The 26,162-nt window shown below is 34.8% G+C and carries 11 protein-coding genes; all 11 read right to left on the bottom strand.

The features are described 5' to 3' along the window. Entirely contained in the window at window positions 1-1,194 is a 1,194-nt protein-coding gene (locus tag M4I23_RS12635; protein ID WP_249754631.1) for a histidinol-phosphate transaminase, read from the bottom strand. A gap of 431 nt (window positions 1,195-1,625) precedes the next feature. Next, window positions 1,626-3,095 (bottom strand): hypothetical protein, encoded by a 1,470-nt coding sequence (locus tag M4I23_RS12630; RefSeq protein ID WP_249754630.1) that lies wholly within the window; start codon window positions 3,093-3,095, stop codon window positions 1,626-1,628. Window positions 3,096-3,322: 227 nt separating this feature from the next. Further along, complete coding sequence (locus tag M4I23_RS12625) at window positions 3,323-4,906, bottom strand: carbohydrate binding domain-containing protein (RefSeq protein WP_249754629.1); 1,584 nt, start codon at window positions 4,904-4,906, stop codon at window positions 3,323-3,325. Between the two features lie 3 nt (window positions 4,907-4,909). Continuing rightward, window positions 4,910-5,938: a DUF5627 domain-containing protein gene (locus tag M4I23_RS12620; RefSeq protein WP_249754628.1), complete on the bottom strand. Its 1,029-nt coding sequence runs from the start codon at window positions 5,936-5,938 to the stop codon at window positions 4,910-4,912. 101 nt (window positions 5,939-6,039) lie between these two features. Then, window positions 6,040-7,764 (bottom strand): RagB/SusD family nutrient uptake outer membrane protein, encoded by a 1,725-nt coding sequence (locus tag M4I23_RS12615; protein ID WP_249754627.1) that lies wholly within the window; start codon window positions 7,762-7,764, stop codon window positions 6,040-6,042. Between the two features lie 21 nt (window positions 7,765-7,785). Then, a complete protein-coding gene (locus tag M4I23_RS12610) occupies window positions 7,786-10,584 on the bottom strand; it encodes a SusC/RagA family TonB-linked outer membrane protein (protein ID WP_249754772.1) in 2,799 nt (932 codons plus the stop codon). A 94-nt stretch (window positions 10,585-10,678) separates the two neighbouring features. Further along, entirely contained in the window at window positions 10,679-12,511 is a 1,833-nt protein-coding gene (locus tag M4I23_RS12605; RefSeq protein WP_249754626.1) for a RagB/SusD family nutrient uptake outer membrane protein, read from the bottom strand. Between the two features lie 11 nt (window positions 12,512-12,522). Beyond that, the gene (locus M4I23_RS12600) at window positions 12,523-15,675 is read right to left on the bottom strand and encodes a TonB-dependent receptor (RefSeq protein ID WP_249754625.1); all 3,153 of its coding nucleotides are present in this window, start codon (window positions 15,673-15,675) and stop codon (window positions 12,523-12,525) included. 1,030 nt (window positions 15,676-16,705) lie between these two features. Beyond that, window positions 16,706-17,848: an endo-1,4-beta-xylanase gene (locus M4I23_RS12595; protein ID WP_249754624.1), complete on the bottom strand. Its 1,143-nt coding sequence runs from the start codon at window positions 17,846-17,848 to the stop codon at window positions 16,706-16,708. 1,329 nt (window positions 17,849-19,177) lie between these two features. Next, entirely contained in the window at window positions 19,178-23,308 is a 4,131-nt protein-coding gene (locus tag M4I23_RS12590; protein ID WP_249754623.1) for a hybrid sensor histidine kinase/response regulator transcription factor, read from the bottom strand. 11 nt (window positions 23,309-23,319) lie between these two features. Further along, on the bottom strand, window positions 23,320-26,148 hold the full coding sequence (locus M4I23_RS12585) for a DUF5060 domain-containing protein (protein ID WP_249754622.1): 2,829 nt from the start codon (window positions 26,146-26,148) through the stop codon (window positions 23,320-23,322). Window positions 26,149-26,162 lie beyond the last annotated feature (14 nt).

The following is a 26,162-nucleotide window of genomic DNA, read 5'->3' as shown; positions in this document are numbered from 1 at the left end:
TTAGGCAAAGATTTCGCTAATAGCATTAGTAAAAGCTTTCATTTCATCTAGAGTTCCAATACTTACTCTACACCAGTTTTTATCCCAAAATTTAAAAGCTCTTACAGCAACATTTTTACCATAAATTTTTTCTAAGAATTTTTCTCCATCCATAGAGATTTCAAAAATGATAAAGTTAGTTTCAGAAGGTAGATACGAAAATTTGTTAGCTTTTAAATACGACATGGTATAATCTCTAGCTTCCGTAATTTTTGCTTTACAATCGATTAAAAAGGCATCATTATCAAGGCTAGTAGAAGCAGCAGCAATAGTTGGCCCTGTAATGCCCATTCCGCCACGAGTAATTTCACTAATTCGTTCTAAAGTTTCTTTTTTACCTATAACATAGCCAATACGTAAACCAGCCATACCATGAATTTTAGAGAATGTACGCGCCACAATAACATTTTCACCTTCTGCAACTAAGCTGTTCATAGAATCCTCTATACCATTTTTTGAAAGTTCGATATAGGCTTCATCTACAAAAACAGGTACTTTCTTTGATACTCTACGGCAAAATTCTTTTAATTTTTTTGCATCGGTAATTGAACCCGTTGGGTTATTAGGGTTACAGATATAAACAAGTTTTGTGTTTTCATCTACTCCTGCTTCCATAGCATCTAAATCGTGTTGAGCATCGTCTAATAATTTATAAGATTTCCACTCACCTCCTACCGATTTTGCAACTACAATAAGCGACATGTAACTTGGGTCGGCACTAACAACATTGCCACCTTCACTAAAAAACACCATGCCTACTTTTTCTAATAAATCTGAAGAACCAGGTCCCATTAAAATTTGATCTGGTGTTACGCCTTCATTCTTTACAATTTTAGCTTCGAGTTCTTTTAAGGTGTTCCAAGCATATCTATTTCCTTTGAACACTTCATTCTGAAATGCTTTTACTGCTTCTGGTGGTGGACCATAAGGGTTTTCATTAGATCTTAAAATCACTAAGGAGTCTTCAATTTCATTTAATACAGGCGGCGTAAATTCATTAAATGTATTCTTAGAACTATATAAAAAAGGACTGTTGCTTTTTTGAGCTTCTATAACATTAGCACTCCAAACATCATTTGGCATTAATGCTAAAGTAAATAAAGAAAGCCCTCCTTTTTTTAACAAATCTCTTCTACTAAATTGCTTTGATTTCATAGTTTTATTTTATAAAAAGTTGAGATCAGAAGTTAATAAACTTGAATAAAACGAAAGGAGTGAAAAATATAAAAAGCACTCCCCCTTTTTTTTTATTACGAAAAAATTGAGGCGATTTTTTATGGGGTTGATAAAAAAGAAGGTTTTGAAGTAGAAATAAGTTTTTGTATTATGCTGAAAAATAGAAACCCTCACGATAATTCGAAAGGGTTTAAATATTATTAAATTTTTATTCTTCATCAAAAAAACACTCATGAATATCAATAACATCCCCTCTTCCCATTTAAACTAAATCTTTGGTTTCTTTTAAAAACACTCCTAAAGATATTTCGTTATATACTAATTTCAGAAGAATAATCGGTTACTACATATATATCTTAATCCTGAAAAATTAAGAGCAGGTATTCTTTATATGCCGCAGCAAATTTTGATTATTGATTTTTAAAGAGCGCTTTGGCATCAATTAAACTAAATTTATCTGCATCATAAAATGCTAAATAATCAACACTAAATCGTTTTGACCGGCCTGCTAAGGTTAACGTATATTGTTCTCCTTTTTTTAGTCCATAAATTAAATTAAAAAACATATGTGTCCCTTTTTCTGCCCGTTGTCCCCAATGCCATTCTAATTCTGGGGTATTTGTACTCCCTTCTTGAAAATATTTAATGTAATCTACTAGCTCCGCTTTAGATAAATTTGTTTCTGATGTAAAATCACCTTTCATTTTAACAAAACCATCATTACACCAATCACCTTGTACGCCTTCCAATCGCTTACTGCTCATCATTAATAGCCTAAAATTTCCATCTTTAGGTGCAATAAAAGTGTATTCTAAAGGTGAATTTGGTTCTCCAGTATTCGCCATATTCCCTGAAAACTCAATATGTGCAAAACCAGAAGCTTTTTCAGTGTAAAGAGCATCTCCCTTTTTTAAAAGGTTCCATTCTTGTAAATTAGAAGTCGTGTTTTCTGCTTCTATAAAAATATAATCGCTAGAGGTTAATTTAACTTCTGGAGTTGGACTAGTTATTTCAATAGGTTTGTTTTCAAAAAGAGCTTTCACTTCTTTCCAACCTGCTTTTTCATTTCCATTGTTTGGACCTCCAGTAATTAACCAATACGTTATACCGGTATCCGAAATATCAAAATGTTTTTCTGTATTAGAATCCCAAGTCTCTAACTTATCCACTTGGTATGTATCATCTATATTGTATAACCATTGCCAATTTTTATTTGAGCTATTTTTTAACCATTTCCAGTTGTTTATATGCGATTGAAAATCATCTTCACCATTTGCGTTGTTTTGGTCAATAATATCATAGTAAGTCACCGTCGGAAAATCCTTTTTCATATCTGTCCAAGTTTTTTCATTTGCTCCATGGGTATGATCTTCATTCCATGTACTATGAGATATGGCATAAATAAATTGGCGTTTATTTTCTGGAGTAGCTTCTATTAAGCTATAAGCCATTTGCATTGTACCCGCACATATAAACCAAAGTGGATTGTTTTTACTGCTTTTTTTAGCTTCTTTAACAAAATTGGCTATTGCAGCTTCCTTTTCAGTTTGGTCATTAAATACTTTAGAGACATCGAGTCCAAATCGTTTAGCACCACCTTTGGCAGCCTCATCCATCATTTTCTCCCAACTTTCTCTAGAATCGCCTAAATGATTATTATAATCATAATGTACAAAGCGTTTTTCTAAATCTGCATAATGTAAAAGTGCTAGTGAAAAAGCGGTTGCTCCCCAATCGTCTGAATCATGTAAATTTCCATCTGAACTAAAAGCGATACGCCCATCAGGCATATTAATTTTTGATTTTTGAGCAAAACTTAATAGTGTAGAAATTAAGCATAACACTATTAAGGCGTGCTTTAAGAAATTGTTATTGTTCATTTTTATGTTTTTGTTATTAAATTTATAAAAACCTGTACTTTAAATAAGACTTATCTTGTTTCTTGTACTAGGCAAATAGTTATAGGGCCAAAGCTAAATGATTTGATAATCCTTTAACCTTAACCCTATTTCTAATTAACCAAGTAAATGTAATATTACATTAAAGGTTTAGTGCTATTCAAAATCTAGGAACCTAGCACTTTCAATTAAGTATTTTAATTGGAAGTTTATAATTTTTCAAGTTTAACATATCGAACCATAATACCGTTGGTTTGATATCCATTATCCAATAAAATCCTAGCCGCATTTGTAGTATCCTTCGTCATTGTAAACACATCGTCATACGTTGTGTATTCTGAATCAGAAAGTGATACGTTTCCTTGTGCGCCATAGGCACTCCAGCCGTCACGTCCATCACCATCACCAACGGAAAAGCTAAAATTAAAACCTCCTTGACCAGTAACGGCCTTTAATTCTATAGTAAGTTTATATTTTGCATCTTTCTCTAAAGTAATGCTTGGTTTATACAATTGTAGCGACCATGGGTTGGCTCCAGGAACAATGTCTGTAGAAATCATAACTCCTTCTTCCGTATAAACATTAGAAGAACCACCATCATAACCTTGATTGGTCCAACCATCTATACCGCCAGCAAAATCAGATTCGTAGATAATCTCCGATCCTAAGGATATAGAAATAGTATCTGTAATTCCTGGATAACTAACAACGATTTCCGAAATCCCGTCTACATAAGTTGTTCCTTCTGCTGGGTTTGTAGTAATCCCATAGATTTCAAAATCTTCAGAGACAACTTTCACCTCGCTTTTCCCAGTAACGGCTAAGATTACGCTTAAGCCTTTAAGGTCTATTAATTCTCCAACAGCATAAAGCGTTTTATCAGGTTTAAATTCCAAAGTCATTCCAGTAACATTAATTTGGTTCACGTTTATAGGTATCATAACCATGGTTCCCATAGCGGTGATTGCCTGAACTTCAGTATCGGTAATCTTCAATTTATCCTCATTGGCAGGCGTGGTTGCAATTTCGTAAGAAGTAAAATCCTCGAAAGCCACCTCGTATTCTAGTCCACCTGGAAGTACATAATTAATAACAGTACCCTCAAGGCTCAGCCTTTCTCCTACTTCGTATTCGCTTTTTGTAGGACCAGTAACTAAAGTTGCACTTATAGGTTCAAATGCGATTACATCGATGGATTGAGTAACCTTTGCTTCTGTTTCTAAATAAGAAATAACAACACTTGTATTATTTACCGCCAAAACATCACCATTCATAGGAGTGGTTGCAAACTTTTTCCCAAAATCGGCAAAAGCCACATCTCCTGTGGTTCCATCCTCGTGCACCGTAGTTACTACAAGGTCAGATAAATCTAATATTTCTCCACTTACATAATTCGTCTTAGGTTCGGTTTTTACTCTAAGCTCTACTATATCATTGGTAACATCTATGGCCTGAATCATACCTTTCCCAGTATTACCTACCGTTATAATCACGGCTTCATCAGAAAAATCTAATACTTTTCCATTGGTTGGCTCTGTGGTAATTCCTTTTTCTTCAAAAGAAGTATAAGGTATATCTTCACCATTCTCTCCTTCACCTAAGGTGATTATCATACTGGTAAGATCTAATGTTTCTCCCAAAACATACTTTACTTTGGGTTGCGTTTTCATTGAAATTCCACTTAACCTCGAAGAGGTATTTTCTTCATCGTCACTACAAGATGTGCACAATAATATTAAAGGCAAAACAATGGCCACAAGCTTTAACAATACAACTTTTATATTTTCTATCATTATCTATAGGTCTTTAAGTTCAACTGTAAACTCTTCAAAAATGGCTGTTCTATCGCGTATTACTAAAGTATCCTTTACGGTATGTGTCTCTGCGTTAATAGCGTCTGTATAGGTATAATTTAAATAAATTACATCCTTTGGATTACCTCCAAAAGAATCGCCGTCTTCAACAAATTGGCCAGTACCTGTTACCCCATAAGGGTCGTCCTTGTAACTACTAATAACACATGTATTATCATCAGTAAAAGATAATTCCATTACAACATTTCCTGGGCTAGAGTTTTCGCCACGGCCAATAAGGTTTTGATATTTAACCTTGTCCATTCCTGCTGTTTCTAACAGTGTTAATTCATCTCTCTCTACAAAATCTGCACTGTACACCCTTCCTACTTCAGAAGTAGGTGCGGTAATCATATCCTCTCCTCTTCTAAGATAGTTCCCGTGAAATCTGTTCATATACTTAATTCCAAACAAGGTATAATCCTTTGGAAGCACATCCCAATCTAATGGGTTTACCCGATCTGGATTAGATATAAAACTCCTCCCTACAGACAAGGTATCTAAGTTATCTGCCTTAGTCATTACCAAAGGAATTACATAATTAGTGGTATTTACCTTTCCAAACGACAAGGTGTCTTGAAAAAACGCATCACGTAATTGAACCTGAATCCTTCCCTTGGTAGAACCTTTAGGAATAGATACAGGACTTACCGTTTCTAACGTATAATACTCTGCAGGGAGTGCCTTTACATTAGCTACGTTGTTCAAAAGACTATTGTCTACTTCAAAATAGATTTTTCTTTCTATATCGTTACTATACACCCCTGTCATTAAGGCCGTTATTTCGAACCTAAAGTCATTATCACTATCGTTAAAAGCTAAATCATAATCTCCTAGGATAAGGGTACGAGCAGGAGTTTGATAAGGAAAATAAGCTCCTTGAAACTCGTAATCATCAAACTCCGGGTCGGTATTGCTACATGATAAAGCTATCAGAGCACCTATAAATAAAACTATATTTTTTGTTTTCATTAATGAAGAATTAATTATTATTAAACATATTTTGGATTTAGTTCCCGGTACCTACTGGAAACCTAAACCAAACCTCATTTATTTTCTGGTTATCCAATAGGTTACCACCCTTCGTTTTGCACCAATTGGTTAAATTTAACTATCTCGTTCTGTGGTATTGGGCCATAGTTGGCGTTATCACCATAAATTCTAGGTTCCACATTTAATATTGTATAATTGGCCCCATTATATTTCGCTCCTTTAACGTTAGGTATTGTATTCAAAATACCCCATCGTCTTAGGTCGTACAAACGATACCCTTCAAAGCAAAGTTCCAACCTGCGTTCGTTTCTAATTAATTCTCGCATATCCTCTTTAGAAGTGATACTGGACAAATAAGCATCCCCATTACCTAGACCCACTCCTGCTCTAGATCGGATTGCTCCAATTATAGAACGAGCACTCATACCATCTACCATATTATCGGGACCTCCCAATTCATTGGCTGCTTCAGCCAACAATAGATATAGATCCGTATATCGTAGATAAATATTCATTTTTTCTGTTGTGGTTGTACTCCCATCGTTGCTTATTACTAAATCAGGAGCTAGCAATTTTTTCATGTAGAAACCAGAACGTGTAGATTTACCTTGCACCTTGTCTACCTCGTCACTACCACCACCGACACCGGTATTGATAACTCTACCATTAAGATCGTTGCCATTGTACAATACGTACAAAGCCAAACGAGGATCTCTATTCGTGTACGGGTTGGCCGCATCGTAATCTGGATGAGAAGTAGAGAACGGAGTACCGTCTAACATTGGAAATGCATCTACAAAATTCTGAGTAGGGTTTACACCTCCATCTCCATTTAAAGAAGGCGGAAAATTAGCTTCCTCTACCCATGCAGAGCTATATACATTTTCTCTCCAAAGTACTTCTGGAAATGTACGGGTACCGTTAGGGAAATCGTAAAAATTAGTCAACCCGTTAGGATCCAGTCCAGCTACCCCTCCGTTATCGTTCAATAAATCACCTAAGATATTGGCGGCTTTTTGGTAATTACCTCCCAATCCATTCAAGAACGCTGGGCTGGCTGCCAACATATCCATTTTTGCCTGAATAGCTTTAATAATCCTTCCGCTAACACGGCCATCTTGAGAACTACCAAAAACAAACTGATACCTTTCATCATTAACACCGTCATACCTTGAGGGGCGTTTTGCAAGATCTCCATCCCAATCCATTGGTAAATACTCTAAGGCTTCCTCTAAATCTGTATTGATACGATCCACCGTTTCTTGAAAGCCTAATCTTGGTAAATTAAAATCATCATCAAAAGACAAAAACTCAGAAATATAAGGTATTCCCAATAACTCTCCTGAATTACTCTTTCCGCCATGTTCTTGCAAAATCCAAAAATGTCTTATAGCTCTCAAAGCAATAGCCTCACCTCGCATCCTTTCCTTAAAAAGTTGATTGGTAACACTATCCCTTTTCCAAGATACATTATCAATAACTTCCAAGAAATTATTCACATATAAAATTTGCTCGTACTGTCCCCATCTACTTGAAAATGCATTTTGAGCATTCCATTCACCTGTAGCCATCCGTCTATAATTGTTAACAACATTATTGACAGCATCGTCGGTAGCCACATCACTAAAAGAGTACTGGTTGGGCATTCCCTCATAGCCATTAAGCAGTAAGCCTTCGGCAAAGGTGGGGTCATTGTTCAATCGGTTCTCTCCTTGTAAATTTTCATCCAAAGGCTCTAACATAGTGCAAGCACCTAAGGATAAGAGAACGATAACTATCGTTGTATATTTAAAAAAAATTTTCATATCTAAAATCTATTTTTTCAGTTAAAACTTCATTCTAAGCCCCAATGAATAGTAACGGTACAGTGGGCTATTATTCAATTGTAGATTGCGAATGTCCTTATTTTTTGAAATCTCTGCCAAGTTTGATCCGGAAGCGTACACACTAAAATCATCCATGTTCATCTTGTCTACCCAATTTCTTGGCAAATCATAGGTCAATTGTACACGTTGCAACCTTAAGTTACTATTGTCATACAACCAAAATGTGGAGTTCTTACCTAAATTGTTCGTATTTGGCAAAGAAGACAGTCTTGGAAAAGTTGCAGTATTAGCTGTTTCCGGAGTCCAACGCCCACGAACCACTTCAGAGTATTTTTGATCTCCCTCTGGGCGATAATAGCTACCATCGGCTACACCATCACCCCCAACTTCAGCAGTTAAGAGCGCAAAGAGTGTAAAAGAACCATAATCTAAGGTAATATCAGAACTAAAGGTCCAAGGCGAATCATATCGACCAATAGAAACTTGATCTTGATCATTCACCACGCCATCGTTGTTTATATCACTATAGCGAAGATCTCCTGGCTGTAATGCCCCGAATTGCAAAGGTATACCTGACTTAAGAGAACCATCCGTATTAAAATCATCTTCACCAAAGAAGCCCATAGACTCCAAGCCAAAAATAGCATTCACAGGTTTACCTTCTCTATTCTGGTACTCGTCTGCATAAACTTCATCTACCTTCTTTCTAGTAGAATTGGTGTATAATACCCTCGCACCGATATTTATCCCAAACTCACCAAAACGATCCAAATAGTTGGCGCCGAATTCAAAACCGGAATATTTATCAGCATTGAAATTGGAATAAGGTCTAAACCCTCCATAGTATTCTGGGTATACAGTGGTTGCATTGATTACTTGGTCTGTCAAATCAGATCTAAAAACGCTCGCCTCTACCCATAATTTTTTAGCAATTAAAGCTTCGAAACCAAGGTTGTAATCCATTCTTTTCTCCATACCTAAATTATTGTTCTGTCCTCTGGATATTGTGGTGTATTGATTATTAAATCCAGAACCAGATGCATCTCCCCAATTAAAAGAACCTCCATCTTGTTGATAAATGGCATCATATAAAAAATATCCATCAATACCTAAATCAGAATAAACAACGCCCATGGAAGATCGTAGTTTTAAATAATTCAACCAAGAAGAATCTTTTAAAGACGCTTCCTCAGTAAGTACATAGGCAAAGCCTAAGGTAGGAGCAAACTTACCACGATTACCTTCAGCTAATTTTATAGAATTCACGTAAGACGCATTAAAATCGAACATCAATTTGTTCTTGTACGTATAGTTAACACTCATTCCTAAATGGCTATTCTTAGAAGATTGCTCTTCGTCTAAAACCTGAGTGCTATTTGCAAGCGCGATTAATGAAGTATTGATCTTGTGATTTTCACCTAACATTTTCTCATAGTTAATCATCCCGTAGAAACCGTAACGAATAGTAAACAGATTGGAACTAATATTTTCTGTAAGTCCAGCAACGTCATTATCCCTTATATTTTCTAATCCTACAATTTTATTATCAACGTTCCAGGTTGGTTCATAGGCCGCAAACTGGTTTACATTACTAGTATTATATATATTGTAAAAATCAAAACTCAAATACGTTTTGGCAGATAAGCCTTCCGTAATAGCACTCAAGTCAAAATCGATGGCATTGTTTACCTGACTTATTCTTGTTACGTCGGTTCTATTCCCACCAGCATATACGTTACCCAAAGGCACATTGTCTTTAAAATTCTGATTTCCTCCAATAAGGAATCCGTCAAATTTTTTGGCGGCCTGCAACACCCCAGCTAATTCTGGATTATCAGTGACATCTATAGCACTTATAGGTAATAAAGGAGCATATAGATCAGGTCTGAAACTGTTACCTGCATCATAAAGATTGGTCAAAGAGGTTTTATTCTGTTCAATAATCGCAATCATATCAAAGCTACTCTTAATCCAGTCATTCACTCGGAAATCAATATTTCCACGAACATTAAACCGCTTAACACCTTTATCGTTATCGGTAACATCCTGTATAGTTTGATCGATCTTAAAACCAATATTGATATAATACTTGGTATCATTTACTGCTCCAGAGAAATCGGCCACTACATTGGTAAATGACGCGAAATCTTTCATGTAATCACTACTGTACAAGTCTACATTAGGATACCTATATGGATTGACACCACTAGCATGGTTAGCGATTGTCTCATCGGTAAAACTCGGAAGCAGCCCATCATTAGTTCTGGCTTCGTTAAAAAGCGTCATATATTCAGCAGAGCCCAGATAATTTGGCACGCTTGTAGGAAACTTGATTCCCGAACTAACGCTTACATTAAACTCTTGCTTTTCCGTACCACGTTTCGTGGTTACAACGATAACCCCATTCTTACCCATAGCACCATATAGAGCTACTGCATTGGCATCTTTTAAAATGGTGATTTCCTGGATTTCTTCCATATTAAGCAAATCGATACTTCTGCCTGGAATACCATCCACAACAATCAAGGCAGTACCTAAGCCACGAATGTTGTCGCTTCCTTTAAGCCCTAGTATTCTACCAGATAAGGCATCACGGACCCATTGGGTGTTGTCATACTTAAGAAAATCGTCGGGCTCGATAGTAGATACCGCACCGACCACGTCAATAGTCTTCCGGTTCTGAAACCCTACGTTTACCTCTTCACTAATCTTCGATACCAAATTATTGGCACTTATTTCGACAGAATCGGTGGTTGTGGTTCGATCATTGTCCTGAGCGGCTAATGTAATGGTAAACATTACAGAGAAGCAACCGAACAACAATGATTTTTTATATTTATTAAAGTGTGTCATAGATTATTTATATTAACAAATAGTGAAAACAGTTTTGATTTTACCATCCTGGGTTTTGTGGAAACCCTTCGTACAATTCCGTATCATTCTGAGGAAAAGGTAACCAATAGTGTTTTTCATCAAAAACTTTAGTACGTATTATCTCTTCTTTGAAGTTAATCGGTTTTCCAGCGGAATTTCGGTCAAAACGGATACCTGTTTTTAATCGGTATTTCATATTTGTACCCAATTTCCATCGTCTTACATCCATCCAGCGGTGGTTTTCGTAACTCATTTCTACGGCCCGTTCTCTGCGGATTTCATCCATAAATTTGTTTACACTAGTTAAATTCTGTGGTTTAACATTTAAACTACCGTCGGGAACAGCACGTTCACGTATGGCGTTGATCGCGTCTACTGAAGACATATCAAATCCAGGTGCGATTCCATTTAAGCCATAAGCCATTACAGCAGCCTCAGCATACATAAGGTATACATCGGTAAGCCTTACATGAGATCTCCATCCAAATGCTTCTACATTGTCGAACTTATTGAAATTTCTTGGAGACCATTTTCTCATACCATATCCTGTTAGTGAACCAGTATTTTGATTGGGGTTACGGTGTGCTCCATCATTATATAGTTGGGCATATCGGTGTACCTCATCAGCGCCAGTAGCGGCTCCAATATTGTCAATCAACTGATCACCATCTACCACAATCCATTTGTTAAAACGTGGATCTCTGTTTACCCAAGGATCTTGGGGATCATACAAAGGACTATCATCACATGCCAAACCATCCTTCATTCCAAAATAATTATGGATATAGTTGTGGGTAGGGGCAGCACCTGTATCACCTGAACTCATCGCAACATCAGTTAATTGCCATATAGACGGCAAATAGCGAGGATACCAACCTACGTTTCCAGGTTGACTTAAAATAAACTCGGAAGAATAAGGATATTGTCCGTTCTCAGAATAAAACACAGAACCATAATCATCCCAAGGTACCAATTGATATCTAGGCATTTGTATTACCTTGGCTAACGCTTCCGCAGCTTTGGCACACAATTCCTTATTATATCCATAGGTATCATTACTACCTTGCATTAATGGGCTAGCTGCATATAAAAGATTCTTCCCTTTCATGGCCATCGCCGCACCTTTAGTAATACGGAACATATTCTGCCCTCTGGTCTTTTCTCCAGGAGCCCAACTTGCATCGTCCCAATCTACAGGAAGCAAAGCAATAGCTTTATCAAAATCAGCATCTATTTTCAATGCCGTTTCAGACCATTCTGCGGGTCTTGGCAACTGCCAATCGTTCTCTAAAACCTGGTCTATATATGGTATAGAACCCCAAAATTTCATAATCTCATGATGAAAAAATGCTCTAAAGAAATAAGACTGTCCCATAATGGCATCCCTTTCTTGTTGAGAAGCATTTACCATTAAAGTTTCGGCATTTTCAATGGCTATGTTAGCTTTTCGTATACCTTTCCAGCTACTTACCCAAACAGAACTTCTATCAAAAGGATAGTCTGAATTAGTATCCTTTGGATTACCGTTACCCGAACCTTGGTTAATCATAAACATACCCCTTTGATTTGCCCATTGACCGTAATCACCCTGATCTACCGAAAAATCGAACATCCAAGTACGGTTATTCACAGATTCTTCGCCATAGTAGCCGTAATACTGCCAAAAAGCTCCAGCATAATCAACCATCATAGCATACATTTCCTCTACCCAACCTTGAGAATTATTAAAATCTTTGAATACCTCATCGATACTTAGGTCGGTTTCAATTGTTTTATCTAAGTATTCTTCACAGGAAACAGTAATTGTTCCTATCAAAAACACCCAGCACATTAATTTATATATTTTTTTCATATTAATCGCTCTTAAAAGTTAATATTTAACCCTAGGTTAATTCTCCTAAACGAAGGATAGCTACCTCTAAAATTACCATCTTCATTGCTCAATCTATCATCTGGAAGCTTCGACCAGAAGGCCAAATTGTTACCGTTTAGATACACTCTGTAACTACTACCTTCTTTGGAACCAAAAGTGTATGCAAATTCCATATTTTGTAATTTTATAAAAGATGCATCATACCATTGTCTATAAGAATCTGTACTGTGTTGTGTGTTATTAAAACCACTAAGAACTTGTTTTCCATCAGGGTTTTCCTTGCTCCAGTAGTCGGAAAGAAAATCAAAGTACAAATGAGATTCTCCAACAAATGTTCTGTCTTGATATGATTTGGTAGCATTGTTAACGCCATAAAATTGAACACTAAAACTAAATTTCTTGTAGTCAGTCCCCAAGGATAAGTTAAAAGTATTCAGAGGACGTTCTGTATACCCAAAAGGTACTTGATCGTAATCTCCACTTACAAATCCATCAAAGTTCCAGTCCTGTTCATCATAGAAACCAGGTCTACGGGCAGTTTGGTTACTTTCTTGAGGATACGAACCATATACATCATCCCAATTCTCCAATAGGTCTCCCCTTATTAATTCACGTGGTTGCCCTATAGAAAACCCAGCCTCTTTTTGATAAGACGGTCTAAGCTTAGGATCTTCCTTATAAATTATCTCATCCTTGGTATAGGTATAGGCGAAATTTCCATTAACACCCCAATTCTCCGTAAGTTGTTGCTTATAATTAATAACCATCTCAACACCTTTTACAGATGTTTTTCCTAGGTTGGCATCTGACGGTTGAAAACCGAAAAAACTTGGAACACTACGGTCATTTGCAGGAATAACGATATTATCACGATCCTCCTTAAAGAAATCCACGTCTAGAGTGAACATATTTTTTAGTACAGCTAATTCAAAACCGATATTCGCTTTTGTCGAGGTCTCCCATTGCAGATTCGGGTTTCCAATTATAGCTTCTTTGTAAAACGTATAAGGAGATTTATCCCATTTGTTACTGTTATTTAAAAAAGCACTTCCTCCACTGCTCCATTGGTCAACATAACCCCATCTACCACCTGAAGAATCATCACCTACGATACCGTAAGAACCACGAATCTTAAGCTTGTTTAGCCAAGTGTCTGTTCCGCTCATAAAACCTTCATTAGTTACCATCCAGCCTAATGCTACCGAAGGAAATAAATCGAACCTAAAACCTGGCCCGTATTTCTCCGATCCGTTATAAGCTCCGTTCACATCAATAAAATAACGGCTATCATAGTTATAGGTAGCTCGGGCTACCCAATCTTCTCTATATCTCGGGAACTCATTTCCTATAGCATACTCTTCTCTATTCATTAAAGCCAATAGGCCTACGGTATGTTTATCTCCAAAAACACGATCGTAATTTAAAGAAAGCTGATAGAACAAACGTCGACTAGAATTATTATCATTAATAGTCAAACCGTTCCTAGTCCATGGCTGAACCACATAATCAAATTGATTTTCACCTGAAGGTGTCACGTAATAAAAGGTTCCATCATCATTATAAATCTTGAAAACCACATTATCATCTGCATCAACTTTAGGATCATCAATTCCCTCATTACCTCTAAAGTTGTTATCAAAAGACAACGAACCTCTTAAACTTAAACCTTCTGTAATGAAGTCTAATTTTTGTTGTAAGATAAAATCGGTATTTACCTGTACCCTATGTTCATTGACATCGCTTCTTGCTGTCAAAGAAACCGCAGGATTAAGAACATCGTATCTATTAGGGTCTGCACGCCCATAAGAACCATCAGGATATAAGGGATAAAACAAATCTGGTGCCAATTCGTAAATACTGTTATTAAGTAATGATCTATCAACACTTGTACCACCTTGCACCCCATAATACCCAGAAAGGTTTACGGAAAGACGAGTAGATTTGGTTACATCAAAATCTATATTACTTCTAAAATTAAAACGATCATAAGAAAAATCGGTATTATAACCTCTACCACTATCAAAGGCGTTTGCGTCATAAATATCCCCTACGTGGTTATAGTTAATAGCCCCAAAGTATTTTACAGTTTCGGTACCACCTCTAATAGAAAGATCAACCTTATAATCCATGGCAAAATCCTTTTGTGTAGTATCTATCCAATCTACATTGGGATACACATACTTATCAGTATCATTAATTGGATTTCTATACCTATCTGCAATTGACTCGGGTACATAAAATTTCCAAGCCCCCTCATTAGTCGAGAGAGAACGCTCAATAGACTCGTTGGCCACCTTTATACCATTATAAGAATCGTATTTTTCGGGTAATTTCGATGGCTCTTTCAAAGTTGAACTGGCCGTTAAAGAAAGTTGTGCCTTACCAATTTTACCCCGTTTTGTAGTGATAAGGATAACCCCATTGGCTCCTTTTACACCAAATACAGCGGTAGCCGAAGCATCTTTTAATACAGAGATACTCTCCACATCATTGGAGTTGACATCGTTCATACTACGCTCAATACCATCTACCAAAATAAGTGGCTGCCCACTACCGTTCCAGCTACTCTTTCCACGAATAAAAATATCAGGAGACTCTTCTCCTGGGCGTCCCGTAGAAGAAATAGTAGAGACACCGGGCAAACGCCCAGTAAGCGCCTGTCCTACCGTAGATACCCCACCAGACTTCAGTAGCTTATCTCCTGAGACCTGCACGATGGACCCTACCACACTTTCTTTCTTTTGTTTACCATAACCGACTACGACAACTTCTCCAAGTCCAAAAACTTCGGACTCCAAAACGATATTAATTTCCGTTTTGCCGTTAACCGCAATTTTTTGGGTAACAAAGCCCAAATAGCTAACAATTAAGATAGCGTCAGGTTTTACATTCAGAACAAATTCACCATCAAAATCGGTCATTGAACCATTAGTAGTGCCCTGTTCTATAATATTAGCTCCGATAACTGGGTAACTTGTTTCTGCTTCGGTTACTGTTCCTCTAACGGTAATAGTTTGTTGAGGTTTCTCGTTGGCCCATATGGTAAAATGGGACATAAAAATGAGTAATACAAAGAGCCTCATTTCCTTGCCTACATTAAGACCGAAAATGGGCTGTTTTTCGTAAAGGATTTGTTTTTTCATACATTTAAATCTTTTTTAGTCACTTAAGTTTGTAAGTTTTGGTTAATAGTTGATACTTGTTTTTACTAGCCAAATTTATCCGTAGTCTTTCTACTTGTCACGGCTTAAATCTAACTAATACATAATTTCATTGTTTTTACTTCATAATATTAAATTGATTACTAAAAAAAAACGTACAGTTATAAATTTACTTTAGTACGCCGCTAACTTGCACTGTAATGTTAAGAAAAGGTTAAACAAATAAAAGCCAGAAATGAAGCAGATACTGCAATGAATGTTGCGACAATTCGGTAAATTTCGATTATAAGACATTAAATTTCAATATGCGCAACATACGTTATAGTCTAGAATGTTTGAAAAATTAACAACCAATTAATTCAATATATTATTACTATGATATTCTCTTTTCTTAACACTAAAACTATTAAGATCTAGCCTAAAAATGAGAAAGTAGCAAATCAAAGTATCTGATGAGCCTCATTTCACTTTATATTTGATTGTAATTTTGAAACCAAAAACAAATTAATAGCTTAAACGATAAATCACAGGAGTATGATTTTGTTGATATAATTAGTTTTAAACACACTGCTAAAATATTATTAAAGAAATTAACCTATTACACTTAAAGGGATATAAGATAATAAGCTTTAAAACTCCTATTGGGAACTTTAATTAACAGTTAATCGACGGATTCTGAAAAGAATGAAAACTTAGTGGTTTGCCAAGATCTAAAACAAAAACTCCCACTTTACACGAAATAGCAAGACTAGCATGTTGGAAAGTATTAGACAAATTACACTAGGACTGTAGGTAAATTAGCTTCTTAAAAGCTCCATACATCCTAAATTTATATAAAAAAAAGGAGTAAATAACATCTGTTATAACTCCTTTTTTCAAACTAAACTAAACTAAACTAAACTAAATAAGATTTTAGAGGAACTAAAGTTCCATCTTCATTATATATTATTTCTGCTAATTTAACAGATCGGAAATGTGTGACTCCTTTGGATAATGAAAAGTCATGTTTTTTTTATTTATTTTTTAAGGCTAATACATTATAGTAAGCTTTTTTAGGATTGAAATCTCTATCGAATAATAATGGATGATTCGTCCTACCGCTTATAGGCCAATAGTTTAACCACGATTGTCCATCATTAACACCCCAAAACGTAACTCTATCAATTTTATCTTTGTGTTTTAAAAAAAGTTTAAAAATAGCTTCATATCTATTTGCCATTTGTGTAGCTGCGGCAACGGATAGTTTTTCTGGGTACGGATTCATTTTCGGATCATTTTCATACTGCTCATAATTTTGTTCTACGGCAGCACCATCTAAATCCCAAGGATTTGGTAAAGCAGTAATATCTAACTCCGTGAAACTAACCTTTACGCCTAATGCGGCATAAGCAAGAATACTGTTTTCTATATCTTTTAAAGACGGACCTTCTAAGCTCCAGTGAGCTTGCATACCAACACCATCTATTTTAAGACCTTGTGCTTGTAGATCTTTTACAAGTCTTACTACACCACCTCTTTTTTCTGGTTTCCAAAGGTTGTAATCATTATAAACTAATTTCGCATCAGGATCTGCTTCAGCTGCTAATTTAAAGGCTAGCGATATAAAGTTATCGCCCATCACCTTATAAAAATTAGAAGTTCTAAAACTACCGTCTTCATTTAAGGCTTCATTTACCACATCCCAGGTATCTATTTTGCCTTTATACCTTTTTACAATAGTATTTATATGGTGTTCTATATTTTTTACCATGGTGAGACTATCCTTTACATCTTGCATCCATGGTGCCAACTGGCTGTGCCAAATTAAGGTATGACCAACAACATGCATATTATTTTTTTCTCCGAGTGCCACATATTTATCGGCAACATCAAAATAAAATGTGTCTTTTTGCGGATGAATTTGTTCCCACTTCATTTCATTTTCAGGACTTATAGTATTAAATTCTCTTTCTATAAGGTTTATAGACAATGTGTCTTTTTCTTCTATTTGAGATTTGTTTAGAGCCGCTCCAATAAGAAAATCACTTTTAAAAGCATCTTTCAATGAAGTGTCTTTGCTTTGAGTATTACTAATTTCTTTTACTTCGTTTTTACAGCTTGATACCCATAAAATAAGGGCAGAAACTAAAAGGATTTTTTTTATTCTGTGGGTCATATGTTTTTGATTTAAAAAATATTTTATGGATTAAAATTTTAATACTTAAAATGATTTCAATAAAATTACTTTGTTAATTGAATTGGAAGTAAAACAAAATGAACAAATCATAAAACAATTGTTGCATTTCAATATGTTTATTGGAGGTTCAAGAATGTTTAAACAGAAGCAATCGTAATTTTGCTTGATTCCGGTGAAGTTGTATGATCTATAGTGGTTTTATTATTGCATCCTGTTAATGCTTTGCAAATTATGAACAGTACAATGACTCCCAATTTAAACTTCATATTAAATAATTTTAGTTATCAGTTAATTATTTATTCTATTAATAACACTCTTTTTACTAAAAAAGATTTGGAACTTGCATTGGTAGCACAATTAAAACCAGGTTGTTTTATCACCTACCCTTAGAAATATATTTCCAATTTCTAGTATTTATTCTCTTTAAGAATTAACCCAGGCATACTGTTCGGCATCTATTTTAGTCTTTAAGGTTTTAGTCTCTTCAGCAGTGTCCAAAAGGTTAAACCTAGTCCCATACATCTTTTACCCTCTTCTATAAATTGCTAGTGTTTAGCTCTAGCCTCACCTGAAACTCCTATGCTCATTTCAAAAATTAAATCAGGATTCCATGTTACCCCATACCTATAGTTTGTGGAAAAATGGTTACTTCTGCAAATCTAGCCACACCATATAAACAATCGTTCCTCCACTGGAGTAGCATATATTAATTAAGCTATTTTTTCTTTTAAAGTTAAATGCAATACCAAATCATTAAAATATTCTTCTGTTAAAAGCGATTCATCTTGAAATTGAAAAGCAACTTTTTTTTTTAGAGTTACATGATGCAAATATTACAACAAAAGCTATTTTATAATATTTAATGTTCAATATATTAAGTTTAGTTGTTAGCATATATAATTTCCGTTTAAAAGAAACTGAAAATCATAACCAAAATGAAAAGCATAAAACAGACCAGTACAATTTCTGCTAAAAGTTTTAATAGGGTTTTGCGGCGCTTCATTTTGAAATTCAATAATTATGAAATCAAATATACTTGACGGATCACTTTTTTGATAGAACGCATTAAACAAACAATGAGAATTTTGTTGCGATTACCCATGTAAATCAGTGTTTTAAAACATTTTACACAATGAATGCAACATTTATTATAAAACAACCACTAGGCTAAAAAATTTATATCCATAAAAGAAGGAAGCTGTTAATATTAGAATTGAATCCTTATGTAGGATACTATAAACATACAAACAATGCTTATAACAGCAGTTTCCTTATATTTTTATTAATTAATTTGAAGTTCTAATCCGTTTATAACTCGTCGTCTTTTACCTTAACTTCAGTAGGAAGAATTCCGAAATGTGACTTAAAACATTTTGTAAAATATGAAGGAGACGAAAATCCAACTTTATAGCATACTTCACTAATATTAGAATTCTCTGTTTCAAGAATTTGTTTAGCCTTCTGGATACGTGTTTTTCGTAAAAACTCATTTACTGTTTGGCCAGTAAGCGATTTTATTTTTCGATAAAGCTGACTTCTACTTAAGTTTAATTTTGATGCTAAAACCTCAACACTTAAATCGGAATCACTCATATTTTCACTAATATAGCTTAATATTTTTTGCATAAACTCTTTATCAATGGATGTTACGGACTTTTCCTTTCCGTTAACACCTCCAAAATACTTATCAAGTATTAATTTTCTACTCGTTATTAATTGTGCCAAACGCAATTTTAGCAAACGCATATCAAATGGTTTCACCATATAAGCATCGGCACCAAAACCAATACCTTCTAAACGGTCGTCTATTCTGGTTTTAGCAGTTAACATTAATAGCGGAATATGACTCGTTTTTATATCGGTTTTTATTTGTTTACAAAACTCAAACCCATCCATTTCAGGCATAATAACATCGGTTAATATAATATCTGGTATAGATTGTTTTGCAATTTCCAACCCTTCTTTTCCGTTTTTTGCAACTAATATTTTGTAATGATTTTTTAATTCACTTTTTAAATATTTTCTAAGTTCTACACTATCTTCTACAATAAGCAAGGTGCTCGACCTAGTTTCGATTACCGAGTCTTCATCCGTTTCAACAGATTCTACAGCATAATTTAAAATGAACTTTTCCTTTTTAATACTTTCTAAAATAACCTGAGGCGCAAGTTCTTCTTTTGTAAAATGCGTATTACCAGCAGGAAGTAAAATTCTAAATGCGGTACCTTTACCTACTTCACTTTCAACTTCAACTTTTCCCTTATGCAGTTTAATAAAACTTTGCACAACCTCTAATCCAATACCTGTGCTGCCGTAATAGCCCTTGTTAAGGTTTTCAATTTGATAAAAGCGTTCGAAAATTTTATTTATTTCATCCTTATCTAAACCTGGACCCGTACCCGATATTCTAATTTCTAATGCTTTACGTGGTTCTTTTTCATCTATTAAAGGAAATAAAACCAAATCGTCTGTATATAAAACACCTGCATTAATAGCTCCACCATCCGGTGTTACTTTTATAGCGTTAGACATTATATTGAAGATAATTTTTTCTAACATACTCGCATCTGCCCATATTGGTAAATCGGGCACATCGGAATCCATAGAAAGATAAATATTTCGGTTAGAAGTTTCTTCTTTAAAAAAGGCCACCACATCTTTTGTTAAACTAACAAGGTTAAATTCCGACGCTCTAATATTAACTTTATCGAGTTCTAACTTTCTAAAATCCATAAGCTCATTTACCATTCTGTAAAGCCTGTCCGTATTTCGATAAATAACATCTAGTTTATCTTTAACCATAAAAGGAAGGCTCAAACGTGTATCTCTCAAAATGTCTTGCAGCGGGTTAATTATTAATGTAAGAGGCGTTCTAAACTCGTGAGAAATATTAGTGAAAAACTGAATTTTCTTATCATTTAATTGATCTTCTTGCGAGTGCTGAATACGTTCATGTTTAATAGCCTGCTTCTCTTTTATTCTGCTTTGAGTCATTCTCGTTAAAAGATAACCTCCCATAAAGAACAAAGCAATGTAGCACACCATCACAACATGTGTTTTCCACCAAGGTGTTAACATGGTTATTTTTAGCTCTAGTGGCGTTTCACTCCAAACACCATCATTATTTGCCGCTTTTAACTTAAAAACATACTCACCATAATCGAGGTTTGTGTAGGTGGCGCTTTGTAAATCACCAACATAATTCCAAGATTCCTCGAACCCCTCTAAATAATAAGCGTATTGATTTTTTTCTGGTCTTGTGTAATTAATTCCTGTATATTCTATGGTAAATACCGTTTGCTCGTAATTAAACTCTAAACTTTCAGTTTCAGTAATAACCTTAGTTAGCAGGCTGTTTTCTTGATTTGGAACGACATATTTATTAAAAATTTTTAATCCTGTTAAATACAATGAAGGCACACTAGAATTAACCTCTAATTTTTCTGGATTGAAATAATCTATGCCTTTATAATTGCCAAAATAAAGAACGCCATCTTCATCTTTTAAGTTGGCGTTGAAATTAAAATCGTTGGATAGTAATCCATCGTTAGACGAATAGCTTGTTACTTCATTAGTTTGAATATTTAATTTAGAAATTCCCGAATTACCAGTTACCCATATATCACCTACATTATCTTCAATAATTCCGGTTACATTTTCTTCTAGAAATCCTGTAGTTTTGTTATACCATTTAAATTCGTTTGTTTCTTTATTATATCTACAAAGCCCTGCTCCACGTGTCCCTATCCAAATATATTGGTTAGAACATTGGTATAACGATAAAATATGATTGGCACTTTTTTGATTATTAAGCCCTTCCGACATCTGTTTCTCTAATGAAGTAAGCTGTACTTCGCTATTTTCACCTTTAATTATTTTGAAAAGTCCGACGGTAGTACCAAACCAAATAATATTATCTTTATCTACCAAAATTTTTCTAACATCTGTAGTTGAAATGCTTTCAAATGCACCAGAATTATAGTTTTTAAGCACATTTATTTCCGGGTTATAAGTATAGATGCCGGAGTAAAATGAGCCTATCCAAATAATACCATCCTGATCTTCTGTTATGGATAAAATAGCGTTTGAAATTAGCTTTTTTTTTGAATTTTCTACATTAATATTTTCAAATTTATGCTCTCCTTTTTTAAGCACATAAAAACCATTATCCCAACTTCCTGCCCAAAGATTTTCTTTACTATCAATAAAAACGGTTTGTATATAATTACTAGTTAATCCCGAATAATGCTCGGTATTAGATAAATTTATATGGCTAAATTTTAAACTCTTAGCATCTATAACATCGATGCCTCCACCATCCATAGATACCCACAGCTTATCGTTTCTATCTTTAACTATACCAGTTACAGAGCCCGTTTGTAATGAATTTACATTACTTGTTAAACTTTCTATATTGCCAAATTTATCAAAGAGCTTATCGCTTACGGCAACACCACCATTATAGTAACCAAGCCAAATCCGTTCTTCCTTATCTAAAAACAAAGACCAAATAGAGTTTGAAAGAATACTTTTTTCATCTCTTTTATTATATAAATATCTCTTTATAAGTTCTCCATTAGAATTAATATGAAAAAGTCCATCATTCTCAGAGCCAATTAATATGGAATTATCTGGCAACTGAATCATTGCAAGTATACGCTTGTTAGTTATTTCAAAATTTGAATATTCAGTAATAGTATCGTCTTCTAATTGATACTTAAAAACACCGTTTCCATATGTTCCTGCCCATAAATGATTATTTCTATTACGCTTTAATGTTTGTATAGGTAGATTAAAATTTATGTTGCTGTTATTATAAGGTTTTCTAATTTTATTATTCGAATAATCTAGTATCCGAAGCCCTACACTTGTTCCTAAAAACACCGTTTTATTGCAAATTTCGATAGCATTTATAGCAGGGTATCTATCTGTACCCATAGCCCTAACTGCTTTTCGGGTTTCTAAATTCATCAGAAATAAACCCAAATCTCTTGTTCCTATTAAAAGATTGCCACGATTATCTTCTTTAATACTTAACACTGAAATACCAATCTCGCCGGTATCATCAACAGGTATTTTTTCAAACTGATCTAAATCTCTATTGTAGAGGTTCAGTCCATCTTCCGTACCAACCCATAATCGATTGTTTTTATCTAAATAAGATGAAAAAACAAGATTGCTGCGTAGTGATGTTGAATCTTCAACTTTAAATTTATATGATGTATAGTCAATACCATCAAACTTATATAAGCCAGATCCGTTAGTACAAATCCACATAAACCCATGATGATCTTGGGTAATAGAATAAATACCTACTTTAGAAATACCTTCCCTGATATTAACAAAATTAAAATCTTGAGTAGGTGTTTGTGCCCAAAAATTTAGGGATAAGAGAAAGCTGAAAAATATGAAAAGATTAGAGCATCTTTTTAGCTGCATATTATTACAATTTATTTAGGGCTATAATTAACATCGTTTGTTAAAATAATTCGATCCATTTTTAGCCCATCTTCGCGCATAGAGAACGATAAAATAGATTCCCCTTTTTCTAAATCTAAAAATATAGTTTTTGGCGTACCACAATGATTATCTGTTACACGCTGTGCCGACGACCATGTCCATTTATCTTTACCTTTGCACCATTGCATACGCGCTCCGCTTTCTGGCCAAGTGTTGTTTACCCCAACATGTAAGCCATTATCTTCCGTACCATTAGAATAAACGCTTGCCCAAACATAATATCGACCTGGTGTATTTATTTTTATTTTATATGAAACAATACCACCAATACCAGGTAACGGGAAAAAGTTTTCACCTTTAATTAAAACATCGTCATGTATAACGCGAGTATCCGGAAAGGCCTCAATATATTTATTAGAGCTTGCGGTTTTACTTTGGTCTGTTTTCTCTTTAGCCGTTTTAATAATCCACGCTCTGTTTGTTCCGTTTTTTGAATTATAATGAAAATCCTCTGCCTCAATTTCTAACACCCCATCTTTTTCAGTAAAAGGAGTTTCAGATAGCAACATATCGTTAGTTACCATGCCGTCTGGCGTTAAAACAAGACGACTCCATCGTCCTCTAGACCATGCAGTTTCATCCTTTTCTGGTATTTTTTTATTCGTTACTGCCTTAGACGCTATTTGAATAATATCGTTTTCTGCAATAAAAAACTTACCGAATTCGTGTCGTGCTTCATGAAATGTTGTATCTGTTTCGGGGTTGGTTAAATTGCTAATAACGTTACCGTTCTTTAAAATAACGTATTCCGATTCCCCATCATTCTCAGCCATAGAAATAAACGCCAAGTTATACAAACCCGATATCCCGCTAAATCTAGTACTTGCATAAGCAAACTTAGATCGTTGTACTTTATCTGCAGCATTAATAGCAAAAACGCCATTAGCTTTATCTTTGTAATAAACTGCGTTGTTATTAGCTTCGTCTATTTTAAAATCTGTTAAAGCGTTTAAGGTTACTATTGCTTTTTTAGTTTCCAAAGCTACTTTTGTTACCTTACTTTTTAAGGTTAATAAAGCCACCCAATCTTTTTGTTTACTTGGAGGAAAACCAATGCCTACCTTTTGACCACCTTGTATTTTTTTAATAGTTCCGTTTTGTAATGCTTCGCCTCTTCTTGGGTTATACCATTTTACTTGAAACGTATTTCTAGAACCAAATAAATTGATTTTTGTTTCTTTCACTTCAGGTAAATAAATAGCATAAGTATGATCATTTTTAGCAAAAACAAAGTCACCTACATTATCAGTTAAACCATCGGCCGATTGCATTTCTGCAAAAGGTAAATACTTCTGAAAAAATTCTAAAGCATATCTTGTTTGATTCCAAACGGCATCTCTAGAACGCCAATCTTCACATTTTAAATCGTTGTGATCAAATTTATACCCAAAATACCACTCTACACCAGCACCACCGGCCATTAAATTTGCCCATAACACTTTATGTCTAATATCATCATGATTAGAATCATCCTTATCTGGTTTTGCACCAGTATCGGCAGGACCAATTTCATCTTGATTTACAACCCAATTTCTTCCTTTTTTTTGAGATTCGTCTATCCATTTTTTTGTTATTTCGTGAATTAAATCGGGTTCATGCGTTTGCAAGGAAGGCCCATCTAAAAAGGGATAACCCAATAACGGATTTAAAAACAAATCTTGATCTTTTGGTTGAGAATGTGTATGCAGAACCACTAAACTCTGGTAAGGATCATGGCTTTTAATATACTTAGCCATAGCTTTTCTGTCGCTATCATTTTGACCTTTTGGAGACCAATGTACAGGGCCATTTTCTTCTCCTAAATTCCATGTTATTGCTAAATGATGAGAAAATCTTGCTATTAATTCTCTGTAATACAATTTTCTTTGTACACCAAGTTCGCCAATATCCAGTAACAGTTCGTTTTCTGTTTCTTGAGTTACAATATGCAGCATTAAACCTAACTTATCCATGTGATCAAAAACAATTTCCCATTGGTCTAATTTACTACAATCAAAGCGGTAACGTTCATTCTCGTCAATCCATGGCCAAACATCTTTTCCATCGCCTTGCACATTCATGGTTAGAAAATAAACCGAATTCATGCCTTTTGAGGCTAAATAATTTAATGCGCCAATAATGTTTTTTCCCTTTCCATTTTGCCACGTTGGATTTCCATTTTTCCAATCTTTGAAATGAGGTTGATATCTGTGCTTATCAGGTGTTTGATCGAACTCATAATATCCTAAAAAGTTTTCAGGACTATCCGTACCTCCCTTTAAAAAGGCTTCTTTAGTTTCTGCATAGTGCAAATATCTATCACCTGTATATTGCAATCTTCCTTTTGCTTCTTCATCCGAATTAGTAATTTCAAAATCACCTTTTAAACCATCAAAAGCAACCGGTTCTCCAGCATCCTTTTTATCATCTATAGCTATATTTTTTCCTTTTCTAAAGGAAACTTCGTATGTCCATACGCCAACTTCATCTGGCATAAATCTAACTTGCCAAACCTGACCACTTTTTGCACTTGTTTCTGAAGCATTGCCATCTGTAGCGTAAAAACCAGGAACGGTATACGTCTTGTTTTGGCTTTTAAAAACAACATTAAGTCTGTAATTTAAAAAGGGATTATCTTCTTGGCTTTCATTAAAAGTGTCGCCATTAAAGCTTAAAGTTATTTTTTGCCATTTTTTAAGTGTGCCTTCTACTTTCACGTCTTTATATTGTGAAAAAGCTAATTGGGATATCAGAAAAAATAGCAGTGCAAAAATTCTCATTATATTCAGTTTTG

Origin of the sequence: Algibacter sp. L4_22 (assembly GCF_023473045.1) — a bacterium.
Taxonomy (GTDB): domain Bacteria; phylum Bacteroidota; class Bacteroidia; order Flavobacteriales; family Flavobacteriaceae; genus Algibacter.
The sequence above is the reverse complement of the archived record's forward strand: the minus strand, read 5'-3'. Positions and strand labels throughout refer to the sequence as shown.